The 11974-nt window shown below is 72.8% G+C and carries 12 protein-coding genes; 5 read left to right on the forward strand and 7 right to left on the reverse strand.

Translation table 11 applies throughout. The features are described 5' to 3' along the window. Positions 1-131 precede the first annotated feature (131 nt). A complete protein-coding gene (locus IE295_RS11180) occupies positions 132-2519 on the forward strand; it encodes a DEAD/DEAH box helicase (RefSeq protein WP_229922949.1) in 2388 nt (795 codons plus the stop codon). An 83-nt stretch (positions 2520-2602) separates the two neighbouring features. Beyond that, positions 2603-3499 carry an alpha/beta fold hydrolase gene (locus IE295_RS11185; RefSeq protein WP_190063392.1) on the forward strand — a complete coding sequence of 299 codons (897 nt, stop codon included), beginning with the start codon at positions 2603-2605 and terminating at the stop codon, positions 3497-3499. Positions 3500-3506: 7 nt separating this feature from the next. Here IE295_RS11185 and IE295_RS11190 read toward each other — a convergent pair whose 3' ends face one another. Together IE295_RS11190 and IE295_RS11195 are read right to left on the reverse strand one after the other, a co-directional pair. Next, positions 3507-4292 carry a VOC family protein gene (locus IE295_RS11190; protein WP_190063393.1) on the reverse strand — a complete coding sequence of 262 codons (786 nt, stop codon included), beginning with the start codon at positions 4290-4292 and terminating at the stop codon, positions 3507-3509. A 107-nt stretch (positions 4293-4399) separates the two neighbouring features. Further along, entirely contained in the window at positions 4400-5332 is a 933-nt protein-coding gene (locus IE295_RS11195; RefSeq protein ID WP_190063394.1) for an NYN domain-containing protein, read from the reverse strand. Between the two features lie 138 nt (positions 5333-5470). Between IE295_RS11195 and IE295_RS11200 the strand changes: the two genes are divergently transcribed. Beyond that, a complete protein-coding gene (locus IE295_RS11200) occupies positions 5471-5623 on the forward strand; it encodes a DUF8834 family protein (protein ID WP_190063395.1) in 153 nt (50 codons plus the stop codon). A gap of 95 nt (positions 5624-5718) precedes the next feature. Here IE295_RS11200 and IE295_RS11205 read toward each other — a convergent pair whose 3' ends face one another. The 4 genes from IE295_RS11205 to IE295_RS11220 form a co-directional block, all read right to left on the reverse strand. Next, positions 5719-6324, reverse strand: coding sequence for a MarC family protein (locus IE295_RS11205; RefSeq protein ID WP_190063396.1), 606 nt, complete (start codon positions 6322-6324; stop codon positions 5719-5721). A 187-nt stretch (positions 6325-6511) separates the two neighbouring features. After that, a complete protein-coding gene (locus IE295_RS11210) occupies positions 6512-7375 on the reverse strand; it encodes a PHP domain-containing protein (protein ID WP_190063397.1) in 864 nt (287 codons plus the stop codon). 87 nt (positions 7376-7462) lie between these two features. Beyond that, positions 7463-8104 (reverse strand): DUF6758 family protein, encoded by a 642-nt coding sequence (locus tag IE295_RS11215; RefSeq protein ID WP_190063398.1) that lies wholly within the window; start codon positions 8102-8104, stop codon positions 7463-7465. Between the two features lie 103 nt (positions 8105-8207). Continuing rightward, positions 8208-8804 carry a suppressor of fused domain protein gene (locus IE295_RS11220; RefSeq protein WP_190063399.1) on the reverse strand — a complete coding sequence of 199 codons (597 nt, stop codon included), beginning with the start codon at positions 8802-8804 and terminating at the stop codon, positions 8208-8210. Positions 8805-9329: 525 nt separating this feature from the next. Between IE295_RS11220 and corA the strand changes: the two genes are divergently transcribed. Further along, complete coding sequence (gene corA, locus IE295_RS11225; protein WP_190063400.1) at positions 9330-10439, forward strand: magnesium/cobalt transporter CorA; 1110 nt, start codon at positions 9330-9332, stop codon at positions 10437-10439. Between the two features lie 32 nt (positions 10440-10471). On the opposite strand, the gene IE295_RS11230 is transcribed toward corA, so the two are convergent. Then, positions 10472-11431 carry a DMT family transporter gene (locus IE295_RS11230; protein ID WP_372478809.1) on the reverse strand — a complete coding sequence of 320 codons (960 nt, stop codon included), beginning with the start codon at positions 11429-11431 and terminating at the stop codon, positions 10472-10474. A 35-nt stretch (positions 11432-11466) separates the two neighbouring features. On the opposite strand from IE295_RS11230, the gene IE295_RS11235 reads away from it, so the two are divergent. Continuing rightward, a complete protein-coding gene (locus tag IE295_RS11235) occupies positions 11467-11973 on the forward strand; it encodes a hypothetical protein (protein WP_190063402.1) in 507 nt (168 codons plus the stop codon). Position 11974: the final 1 nt, after the last annotated feature.

The raw sequence follows: 11974 nt of genomic DNA on the forward strand, positions 1-11974 counted from the left end.
TTCGCGCGCCACGCGCCGCGTCTCACAGAAGAGGCAAGATTCTGTCCACTTTCCGCGAACTCGGGATTCTGTCCGAAACTGCCGAAGCCCTCGAGGCCGTCGGCATCGTGCATCCGTTCCCCATCCAGGAGATGACGCTCCCGGTCGCCCTCTCGGGCTCCGACGTCATCGGCCAGGCCAAGACCGGCACCGGAAAGACGTTGGGCTTCGGCCTGCCCCTGCTGGAGCGCGTCGTGGTCCCCGCGGACGTCGAGGCCGGCCGGGCGAAGCCCGAGCAGCTGACCGACGCCGCCCAGGCGCTCATCGTGGTCCCCACCCGTGAGCTCTGCCAGCAGGTCACCAACGACCTCCTCACCGCCGGCAAGGTCCGCAACGTCCGCGTCCAGGCCATCTACGGCGGCCGCGCCTACGAGCCCCAGGTCGAGGCCCTCAAGAAGGGCGTCGACGTGATCGTCGGCACGCCCGGCCGACTGCTGGACCTCGCGGGCCAGAAGAAGCTCAGCCTCGCCCACATCAAGGCGCTCGTCCTGGACGAGGCCGACGAGATGCTCGACCTGGGCTTTCTGCCCGACGTCGAGCGCATCATCACGATGCTGCCGGCCAAGCGCCAGACGATGCTGTTCTCGGCCACCATGCCGGGCGCCGTCATCTCCCTCGCGCGTCGCTACATGTCGCAGCCCACGCACATCCGCGCCACCTCGCCGGACGACGAGGGCCAGACCCACGCCAACATCGCCCAGCACATCTTCCGCGCCCACAACATGGACAAGCCGGAGATGGTCGCCCGCATCCTGCAGGCGGAGGGCCGCAACCGCGCGATGATCTTCTGCCGCACGAAGCGGACCGCCGCCGACATCTCCGAGCAGCTCACCCGCCGCGGCTTCGCGGCCGGCGCCGTCCACGGCGACCTCGGCCAGGGCGCCCGCGAGCAGGCGCTGCGCGCCTTCCGCAACGGCAAGGTCGACGTCCTGGTCTGCACGGACGTCGCCGCCCGAGGCATCGACGTGGACGACGTCACGCACGTCGTCAACTACCAGACCCCCGAGGACGAGAAGACCTACCTGCACCGCATCGGCCGCACCGGCCGCGCGGGCAAGTCGGGTACGGCCGTCACGCTGGTCGACTGGGACGACATCCCGCGCTGGAAGCTCATCAACAAGGCGCTCGACCTGCCGTTCGACGAGCCGGAGGAGACGTACTCCACGTCCCCCCACCTCTACGAGCTGCTGGGCATCCCCGCCGGCACGAAGGGCATCCTGCCGCGCTCCGAGCGGACGCTGGCCGGGCTCGCGGCCGAGGAGATCGAGGACCTCGGCGAGCCGGGCGGCCGGGGCCGCGGCGACCGTGACCGTGACCGCGGTCGTGGTCCCAAGGCCGCCACGGAGGAGCGCACGGAGCGGACCCGCACCCCGCGCCAGCGTCGCCGCACGCGCGGTGGCTCGGCCGTGGCCTCCGCCGCCGCTCCGGCCGCACCGGCCGCTCCGGTGGCCGAGGAGCTCTCCGGCGCTCCCGAGACCCCGGCGCGCCCGCGCCGCCGTCGCCGCACGCGTAGCGGGTCGGCCGCGGCTCCGGCCGTCGCCGTCGCCGCGCCCGTCACCCCCGTGGTGACGGAGGCCCCGGCCCCGGTCGCCGAGACGGCCGTGGTGGCCGAGGCTCCGGCCGCCAAGCCGAAGCGCACCCGCACGGCGAAGAAGGCCGTCGCCGCCGTGGAGACGGTCGAGGCCGTCGCCCCGGTCGAGACGGTCGCCGCCGTCGAGACGGTCGTGGAGAAGCCGAAGCGGACCCGTACGGCGAAGAAGGCCGTCGCCGTCGTCGACACCGCCGAGGCGGTCGAGACGGTCGTGGAGAAGCCCAAGCGCACCCGCGTCGCCAAGAAGGCCACCGCCGCCCCGGCCGAGGCCGCCGAGGTCGTCGAGACCGTCGTGGAGAAGCCGAAGCGCACCCGCACGGCCAAGAAGGCCGTCGCCGCCGTGGACACCGCCGAGGCCGTCGAGGCCGTCGAGGCCGAGGTGAAGCCGAAGCGGACCCGCGTCGCCAAGAAGGCCGCCGCCGTGGTCGAGACGGCCGAGGCCGTCGAGACCGTCGAGACCGTCGTGGAGAAGCCCAAGCGCACCCGCACGGCCAAGAAGGCCGTCGCCGCCGTCGACACCGCCGAGGCCGTCGAGACGGTCGTGGAGAAGCCCAAGCGCACCCGCGTCGCCAAGAAGGCCACCGCCGCGGTCGAGACGGCCGAGGCCGCCGAGACCGTCGCGGAGAAGCCGAAGCGCACCCGCACGGCCAAGAAGGCCGTCGCCGCCGTCGAGACGGCCGAGGGTGCCGAGGTCGTCGCGGAGAAGCCCAAGCGGACCCGCACGACCAAGAAGGCCGCCGCCGTCGAGACGACGGAGGAGAAGCCGAAGCGCACGCGCACGGCCGCCAAGAAGGCCGCCGCCCCGGCGGTCGAGGCCGACGCCGAGGCCAAGCCGAAGCGCACGCGGACCGCCAAGAAGGCGGCCGCCCCGAAGGCCGCCTCGGCCTGACGGACATCACGCCGGCCGACCGGACGGGCCGCGAACAGCGGCCCGTCCGGCGCGGCGTGAACTCCCGGCGTTAGCCTCGAGGCATGAGCCGGCCCCCCTTCCTCACCCTGCCCGCGTGCGCCAGCGCGTACCGCCTCGCCACCGCCCGCGGCGAGTTCGCCGTTCATGACGCGCGCCCGGGCCCCTCGTCGGCGCACCGCGGCACCGTCCTGCTCGTACCGGGATTCACCGGCAGCAAGGAGGACTTCATCGGCCTCCTCGAGCCCCTGGCGGCCGCCGGCTACCGCGCGGTCGCCGTGGACGGGCGCGGACAGCACGAGACGCCCGGGCCCCGCGACGAAGCCGTCTACGCCCAGGCCGAGTTGGCCAGCGACGTACTGGCCCAGGCGGCCGCCCTCGCGGCGGACGACGACCGGCCCGGCATCCATCTCCTCGGGCACTCCCTCGGCGGTCTCATCACCCGCGCCGCCGTCCTCACGGACCCGTCCCCGTTCCGTTCGCTGACGGTCATGAGCAGCGGCGCCGGCTCGATCTCCGCGACGCAGCAGGCCCGGACCCGGGAACTGATCCAGGCCCTGGCGGTCCTCGACATGGAGAGCGTCTGGCAGGAGATGCAGCGTCGGGACGCCGAGAACGCGGTGGCGAACGGCGCGGCCCCGGGCCTCGCGGACTTCCTGCACCGGCGCTGGACGACGACCGTCCCCGAGCAACTGATGGCGACGGGCCGCCAGTTGATCGAGGAGCCGGACCGCACCGCGGAGCTGGCGGCGGTGCCGCTGCCCAAGCACGTCATCTCCGGCGTGCTGGACTACGCCTGGCCGGTGCCGAGGATCACCGCGATGGCGAAGGAGCTCTCGGCGCACCGCACGATCGTGTCGGGTGCGGGCCACTCCCCCAACGCGGAGCGCCCCGCCGAGACGGCCGAGGCCCTCGTCGGCTTCTGGCGCACGACGGAGCCGGACCCCACGGACGAAGGCTGAGCGAGGGCTAGCAGCCCGACTTCGACGTCACCGTGAACATGGCCCCGCCGGCGTCGCGCAGCGTCGCCTCCCGGCCCGCACCGGTGCCGCCGGGCTCGTCGACGACCGATCCGCCGGCCGCGAGGGCGGACTCCACGGCCTTCTCGACGTCGTCGACGCGGAAGTAGACGTGCCAGCGCGGCCGGATGCGCGGGTCGGGGTCGGCCTCGATGGCCCCGCCGCGCAGGCAGGCCACGGTGTGCCCGCCGGCCCGTACGGTCACCATCTCGTCCTCGTAGCGGACCTCGCAGCGGTCCGGGCGGTCGACGGCCCAGTCGAAGATCTCGCCGTAGAACATGGCGGCCGCGAAGGCGTCCCGGGTGCGCAGCTCGAGCCAGGCGGGGGCGGAGCCCTTGCCGATGCCCCAGTCCGGGACGTTGCGGCCCTCCCAGAAGCCGAAGACGGCGCCCGCCGGGTCGGCGGCCAGGACCACCCTGCCGGTGCCGACGGCGAGCGGGCCCACGGCCACCGTTCCCCCGCGCTCGCGCACCCGGGACGCCACCATGTCGGCGTCGCCGACGGCGAAGTAGGAGGTCCAGGATTCGGCCATGCCGATGCGGCGGGCGATGTCAGTGAGGCCGGCGACGGGTTTGCCGTCGCCGAGGGCCACGGAGAAGCCCTCGCCGAAGGAGCCGGTGCGGAAGGACCAGCCCAGGACCGCGCCGTAGAAGTTCTGTGCCGCGGGCAGGTCGGCGGTCAACAGGCTCACCCAGCAGGGCTGGCCCAGCCCCACCACGCGGTCAGTGGCCGCCATGGCCGATCGCCTCGTCTCTGTGTCGGTGCCGCACCGGTGCTCCCTGTCAGGGTTTCACTCACCTCCCGCCCGCGCATTCCGGCGCGCGCGGCGCGGGCGCAGTTCGTTCAGAACTGCGTCCCCAGGTGGTCCCAGAATCCGTCCCGCAGGGCCCGGCGCAGGTCGGCGTGGCCGCGCAGGGACAGGCCCAGCAGCGCCTCGGCCTCGACGAGCAGCTCCTGGTCGACGGTGCCGGGGAGGTAGGGGTGGCCGGGCAGCAGCTCGGCGAGCGGGGCGCGGCCGCGCTGGCCGAGCCACTGGGCCGCCACCCGGGCGCCCACGAAGCGGACGTCGTCGCGGGAGGGCACGGGTCCGCCGGTCCGGCCCGCGTCGTCGGCGAGGCCGAAGGGCTGCTCGTGGAGGGTGCGCCGGGTCACGTACGGCTTGCAGAACTCGAGGTCGAAGGTGCGCTGGCTGTCGACCTCCCAGAGCAGCGGCTCGGCCTGGTTGCGCCCGCCGAGGGCCTCGATGCCCCACAGGTGGACGCGGGCGCCGTAGCCCTGGGCGGCCTCGACGGCCGAGACGAGGTCCTCGTCGCCGCCGATGAGCACGGCGTCGCTGATCGCGCGGTGCCGGGCGAGGGACTCCAGGTCGGTGCGGATGAGGGAGTCGACGCCCTTCTGCTGGTTGTTGGCGTTGAGGTTGCCGAGGCGGACCTTGACGTCGGGGAGCTCGGCGATGCCCTGTTGTTCGGCGGTGTGGATGCGGCGGCGGGCGCCGTCGTACCAGTAGACGCGCAGCAGCCGGCTGTCGGGGAAGATCGAGCGGGCCTTGTCGATGAAGGCCTCGATGAGCCCCTCGGCGTCGAGCTCGAAGGTCCGCCGGTCCTCGGTGCCGACGACGAGCCGGCCGGCGGCGGCGTAGACGTAGCCGGCGTCCACGAAGACGGCGTGGGTGGAGGGTGTGGTCGCGACCTCGGCCAGGACGCGGGTGAGCAGCTCGTTGGTGCGCTCGATGCCCGCGGCGATCTCGGACAGCTCGCCGAGCGAGTAGTTAGACATATCAATAATTTCTTTAGCGTAGGGAATGTTTGCTGGGGTCTCCTCGTTGGACACGTATGAAACGCGCCGCAGCGTCGCCGCGCGCGTCACTGTTCATAAAAGTTCTCCTCAGGAGGATCAGACGAAGGGAGAAGTGCTTTGCGCTTCGAAATCATGCGCCTGGACGACGTCGACGGAACCGCCGTCGACAGCACCGTCGTGGACGCCGCCTCCGTCAACCGGATCGTGCAGCAGGCCGCCTCGATAGGCCAACGCATCTACATCCGCCCGGCCGACTCCGCGGTCCGGTAACGCTTCCCGCTCAGCGCGTAGAGAACACCCCCGTACGGAAGGACCGTACGGGGGTGTCGTGTGTGCGGGGCCGCCGGGTTGCGCGGGAGCGCGGCTCAGTGGGCGGCGATCACCTGCGTGATGCCGTTGATGATCTGCTGCACGGCCAGCGCGGAGAGCATCATGCCCGCGAGCCGGGTGACCAGCACCACGCCGCCGTCCTTGATCACGCGGATGATCAGCAGCGAGTTGCGCATCACCACCCACAGCACCACGTGGATGGCCGCGATCGCGCACCACACCGAGACCTGCCCCTTGAAGGAGTCGGCGTGCTGCACGGCGAGGATCACCGAGACGATCGCACCGGGCCCGGCCAGCAGCGGCATGCCCAGCGGCACGAGCGCGACGTTGACGTCCTTGGTCTGGGTCGGCTCCTCCGACTTGCCCGTCAGCAGGTCCAGCGCGATCAGCAGCAGGAGCAGACCACCCGCGATCATCAGCGCGGGGGTGGTGATGTGGAGGTAGTCGAGGATCTGCTGGCCGCAGATGCCGAAGACGGTGATCACGCCGAAGGCGACCGTGGCCGCCTGCCACGCCATGCGCTTCTGCACCTTGACGGGGCGGCCCGCGGTCAGCGCGAGGAAGATCGGCGTGACGCCGGGCGGGTCCATGATCACAAAAAGGGTGAGAAAGAGGGATCCGAAGACAGCGATGTCGAACACAGTGAGGGCCTTGCAGGAGTGGTGCGAGCAGAGAAGGGGGGAAGTGAGGGGGGCACGGTCGCGGACGCCGTCGGAGGACGGGTGCGGGAGTGCCGCGGATCCGGGCGTACGGACGGCGGGCGACGCACCGCCGGGCACGGGCACCCGGACGCCGGGGGACGGCGTACGGGCCGGACGCGTGGGAGGGTCAGCCGCCGGCGCCCGGGACGGGGAAGGCGCCCGTCGCGCGGCGCGTGATCTCGCCGTAGATTTCCGGGTCGGTCGTGAACTCGCCGAGCCGGCAGGTCTTGCGGCTGCCGTGGTAGTCGCTGGAACCGGTGGTCAGCAGGCCGAGCTCGGCGGCGAGGCCGCGCAGCCGGGCGCGCGTGGCGGCGTCGTGGTCCATGTGGTCCACCTCGACGCCGTCGAGTCCGGCCGAGGCCAGCTCGGCTATCGCGCCCTCGGAGACGCAGTTGCCGCGCTGGAGCGCCAGCGGGTGCGCGAGGACGGTGACGCCGCCGGCGGCCTTGACCAGGCGGATCGCCTCGAAGGGATCGAGTTCGTGCTTCTCGACGAAGGCACGGCCGTGGCCGCCGAGCCACTCGGAGGTGAAGGCGTCGGAGACGCTGTTCACGACGCCCAGCTCGACCATGGCGGTGGCCACGTGCGGGCGGCCGACGGCGCCGTCGCCGGCGATCTCGGCGACGCGCTCCCAGGTGACCGGCACGCCGAGCTCGTTGAGCCGCGCGACCATGGCCCGCGCGCGGGGCACGCGGTCGTCGCGGACGAGCTCGCGCTCGCGCGCCAGCTCGGGTTCCAGCGGGTCGAAGAGGTAGGCCAGCATGTGCACGCTGAAGCCGTTCGGGCCGTTCAGGCGGCAGGAGAGCTCGGCACCCGTGACGAGGGTGAGCCCCGCGGGCAGGGCGGCGATGGCCTCGGCGTGCCCGCCGACCCCGTCGTGATCGGTCAGGGCGACGACGTCCAGCCCGGCGGCGGCCGCGTTGCGGACCAGCTCGGCGGGGGTGTCCGTACCGTCCGACGCCGTGGAGTGGGTGTGCAGATCGATGCGCACGACACTGCTCCCAACGGCGGGTGGACGAGGACTGGACCGGTTCAGGATAACCGCCGTCCGAACGTGATCCGGCCGCCCGGCGGCCGCTCAGGGCGACAGGATGCGCGGCGACAGCGCACCGCAGGGCAGCAGGTCCACCTCGGCCCCCGCGTCGCGCAGGTCCGTCAGCACCAGCTCGTCGTACATCAGCAGCCCCGAGCTCTCGGGCCAGACGATCGCCCACAGCCACAGCCCGCGCGCCTCGCCCGCGAAGACGGCCCGGTCGCCGGGGGCGTTGTCGACGTGCCACAGGGGGGTGGGGCGGCCCGCCGCGTGCACCTTGGCGTGCGGGGAGCGGTCCATGGCGAGGTACGGGCCGGGGTCGGGGCCGTCGACGCCGGCATAGCGGGCACCGAGCCCCACGCCCAGTTCCTCGGCGACGAGCAGCAGCTCACCGGGGCCGCCCAGCGGGCTCGGCCCCGAGCAGGCGACGGCGGTGGCCCGGCCGCCGCTGCGGTCGTCGCCCGCGCTGCCCACGCCGGTGAAGAGCCAGCCCACGGGCAGCGGCCACGGCATCCACACCGGGACCTGGGCCCGGTTGACCACGACGGCCAGCGCCTCGACGCTCGGCGGGACGACCGGCTGCAGGGGGTGCACCGTGCCGTGCACGGAGCACTGCCAGGAGTCGGCGAAGAGACCGGGCGCTCGCACCCGGCCACCGCACTTCGGGCAACTGGGTTCGCCCCTCATAGCCTCCAACGGTCCTACCAGGCCGCCCCCGCGTCAAGGACGATCACCCGTCCGGAGTCGAGGCCGCCCGACGCTTTTGGTCCGTCCCCGCCCGGGGGCGCGCTCAGCCGAGCGGGACCCCGGCCCGCAGCGGGTCGCGCAGGTCCGTGCCGTGCCGCAGCCACCGCTCCTCCAGGGCCGCCGCGCCCTGGACCCGCTTCCACGCGGCCTCGTTGGGGGTCATGGGAAGCAGGGGGAGGAAGCGGACGGGATCCATCGGCTCGTCCAGCTCCAGGTCCTCCACCAGCCCGCCGGACTCCCCGACGAGGACGGAGGTGAACGGCGCGCCCGGCCACAGCGGCTCGCCCGTGTCCAGCGAGGCCCCGGGCGCCACGACGACGCCCTCCACCTGCGGGGAGGCGGCGAGCACGGCCAGCGGCCGGAGCACCCGGTCGGTGTCGGCGCGGCCCCTGCGGACGGAGAGGACCAGCTCGGCGCGGGGGCCGCGCAGGTGATCGACGACGGTGGCCGTGGGGTCGGTCATGGGCTGGGCGGACATGCCGAGCGTGACGTAGCGGACGATGTCTCCGCCCTCGTCGGAGCCGGTGAAGCGAAGGACTTCGATCCGGTCCGCGCCCAGGAAGGTCACCGCGGCGCGCGCGTCCGGCGTGCCGAGGGCCATGAGCAGCCGGGCCTCGACCAATGCGAGAACGTCTGACATGCCGTGAGCATAGAACGCGTATCGAACGGGCAAAGGCAGGCCTCAGGGGGGCTTGACGCGTCGAGTGGCTGCTAGCCTGGACTCGCCTTGACCTTTGGTCAGGGCGCTACGTTCGTCCCCCAGCGGGGACCGGCCGGAGGAGGTGGGGCTGCGGTGGATCCTAGTCGACCGTGCAGTACCGACAGTTCTCCCGTCTTCACCGCTCCGGACGCACGTCACCGAGTGAGCCACCCCGTGGGTCACCGCGTGAGTCATTACGTGATCTGAAGCCTTCCGCACCCGGCCTCCCCGCCGGCACCATCCCGCGGAAGTCCCTTCACGCCCGCGGCAGTTGACGGAAGAGCGCCTCTCCCGCTTTGTTCCGTCCTCCCATGATGTTCTCCGCGAACTGCCGTCAGCCCCGCGCACCGCACGAAGCGCCGCCCGAATTGCGGACGTACCCCCACGGCCACCACGTCCACGTTTTCAGGCAGCGCTTGCGCACCGTGCCCCCGCGCTGACGGCCGGCCCGTGAAGGAGCCAGCCATGTCGATGATCCGCGACCTGCGCGCCGCCGTCCGTCCCGCCCTGCGCCGGGTGCCCAGCCAGGGCGGCGCCTACGACGCCACCCGCGACCCCGCCACCAGCAGCGCGGTCGTGGACTGCGCCGTCTACCGCCACGGCAAGCGCGTCGGCGACCACATCAGCCCCGCCGAGGCCATGCGCCGGGTGCGCGCCGAGGGCGGCTTCGCGTGGATAGGCCTGCACGAGCCCGCGGAGCACGAGTTCGCCGGGATCGCCCGCGAGTTCGGGCTGCACCCGCTGGCCGTCGAGGACGCGGTCCACGCCCACCAGCGGCCCAAGCTCGAGCGCTACGACGACACGCTCTTCACCGTCTTCAAGACCATCCACTACGTCGAGCACGCCGAACTGACCGCCACCAGCGAGGTGGTGGAGACGGGCGAGGTGATGTGCTTCACCGGCCCCGACTTCATCATCACCGTCCGGCACGGCGGCCAGGGCTCGCTCCGCGCGCTGCGCCACCGGCTGCAGGACGACCCCCAGCTGCTCGCCAAGGGCCCCTCGGCCGTGCTGCACGCCATCGCCGACCAGGTGGTGGACGGCTACATAGCCGTCGCCGACGCCGTGCAGGACGACATCGACGAGGTGGAGATCGACGTCTTCTCCGACCCCGGCAAGGGCTCCCGGCGGGGCGGCGACGCGGGCCGCATCTACCAGCTCAAGCGCGAGGTGCTGGAGTTCAAGCGGGCCGTCACCCCGCTGATCCGCCCGATGCAGCTGCTGAGCGAGCGGCCGATGCGGCTGGTCGACCCCGACATCCAGAAGTACTTCCGCGACGTGGCCGACCATCTGGCGCGCGTGCACGAGCAGGTGGTCTCCTTCGACGACCTGCTGAACTCCATCCTCCAGGCCAACCTCGCGCAGGCGTCCGTGGCGCAGAACGAGGACATGCGCAAGATCACCTCCTGGGCGGCGATCTTCGCCGTCCCGACGATGATCGCCGGGATCTACGGCATGAACTTCGACTACATGCCGGAGCTGCACTGGAAGTACGGCTATCCGGCGGTCATGGTGGTCACGGTCGCGATCTGTGTGACGATCCACCGCGGGTTCAAGCGGAACGGGTGGCTTTAGAGACTTCAGCTGTAGGCCCTGCTGTAGGGCCCCTACACCCCTGTCTCGGGGGTGAGCGGCTCCTTCTTCCGGTCCCCCATGATGACCAGCGCCAGGCCCGCCATGATCACGGCGAGCGCGGGGTAGGCCACGACGGGCGGCCGCTGGTCCAGCCACAGCGCGGCGATCAGTGCCGCACCCGGGGTCTCCAGCAGGATCGCGGTGGAGGTGACCGAGGGGCCGAGGCCCTTGACCACCCGGTTCATCAGCGAGTGGCCCAGCAGCTGCGCGGCGAAGGTCAGCACGGCCAGCTTCAGCCAGGTCTCCCCGTCGTAGCCGCCGAGCCGGACGCCGCCGGTCAGGCACACGGCCAGGAGCAGCACGGTCGTGGTCGCGTAGCAGAGGTAGGTGTACGTCACCGTGCTCACCGTGCGGCGCACCTCGGCGCCCAGCAGGACGTACCCGGCGCCCGCCATGCCGCCCGCGAGGGCGAGCGCGTCGCCGGCCAGGGCTCGCGGCGAGAGCGAGAGGTCCACGCCCGTCAGCGTGAGCACGCCCAGGAACGCCAGCGCCGTGCCCGCCCAGACCAGCGCGGGCGGGCGGTGGCCGCGCAGGCGCAGCAGCAGCGTCGTCCAGATGGGGGTGGTGGTGACCAGGGCGGTCGAGGAGGCCACCGAGGTCATCTGCAGGCTCGGCAGCCAGAAGCCGAAGTGCAGGGCCAGCAGGGCGCCCGCGGCGACGGCCAGTAGCGCGGTCCGGCGGCCGATGCCGCGCAGCTCGGCGCGGTGCCGCCACAGGGCGAAGGGGGTGAGCGCGCCGACGGCCATGGCGTTGCGCCAGAAGGCGATGGCCAGCGCGGGGGCGGCGGTGGCCGCGATCAGCGGTGCGGACAGGGAGACGCCCGCGATGGCGACCGCCAGAAGGATCAGTTCCGTGCGGATGGGTGTGGGGGCGGCCGCCGGGGCGGCGGTCCGGCCCGGTATCGCGTCGCTTCGGGTGGGGGCGGCACTCACGTCACCAGCGTAGGGGGCGCGCATAAGGTAGGCGCATGACCATGACGCAGGCGCTGATCGAAGAGGCCACCAAGAAGTCCGGCCTGATCTGGGTGCAGGGCCCCTCCGGGCCCAGCCGTGCCCTGTGGCACGTCTGGCACGAGGGCGCCGCGCATCTCGTGGGCGGCCCCGGCGAGCAGCCGGTGGACGGGCTCGGCCTGGCCGACGGCGCGACGGCGACGGTCACCGTGCGCAGCAAGGACAAGGGCGGCCGCATCGTCTCCTGGACCGCGTCCGTCAGCGAGCTCGCGCCGCGCGGCGAGGAGTGGACGGCCGCGGTGGCCGAGCTCAAGGGCAAGCGGCTGAACGCGCCGGACGCGGAGCGGCTGGAGGAGCGGTGGGCCGAGACGTGCCGCGTGCTGCGCCTGACGCCCACGGGCGCGTCCGGCGACCTGCCCGACGGCTCCCTGGCGGCCACTCCCCTGCCGACGCCGGCGACGACCCGCCACCCGATGCCGGCGGCGCTGCCGCGCCTCCTGCGGCGGGGGCGCAAGGGTCGCTAGG

This window comes from Streptomyces griseocarneus (assembly GCF_014655595.1).
GTDB classification, from domain to species: domain Bacteria; phylum Actinomycetota; class Actinomycetes; order Streptomycetales; family Streptomycetaceae; genus Streptomyces; species Streptomyces griseocarneus.

Coding starts and splice junctions, on each gene's coding strand:
- IE295_RS11180 (WP_229922949.1), top strand. CDS start 132: ATGACGCTCCCGGTCGCCCTCTCGGGCTCCGACGTCATCGGCCAGGCC.
- IE295_RS11185 (WP_190063392.1), top strand. CDS start 2,603: ATGAGCCGGCCCCCCTTCCTCACCCTGCCCGCGTGCGCCAGCGCGTAC.
- IE295_RS11190 (WP_190063393.1), bottom strand. CDS start 4,292: ATGGCGGCCACTGACCGCGTGGTGGGGCTGGGCCAGCCCTGCTGGGTG.
- IE295_RS11195 (WP_190063394.1), bottom strand. CDS start 5,332: ATGTCTAACTACTCGCTCGGCGAGCTGTCCGAGATCGCCGCGGGCATC.
- IE295_RS11215 (WP_190063398.1), bottom strand. CDS start 8,104: ATGAGGGGCGAACCCAGTTGCCCGAAGTGCGGTGGCCGGGTGCGAGCG.
- IE295_RS11220 (WP_190063399.1), bottom strand. CDS start 8,804: ATGTCAGACGTTCTCGCATTGGTCGAGGCCCGGCTGCTCATGGCCCTC.
- corA (WP_190063400.1), top strand. CDS start 9,330: ATGTCGATGATCCGCGACCTGCGCGCCGCCGTCCGTCCCGCCCTGCGC.
- IE295_RS11235 (WP_190063402.1), top strand. CDS start 11,467: ATGACCATGACGCAGGCGCTGATCGAAGAGGCCACCAAGAAGTCCGGC.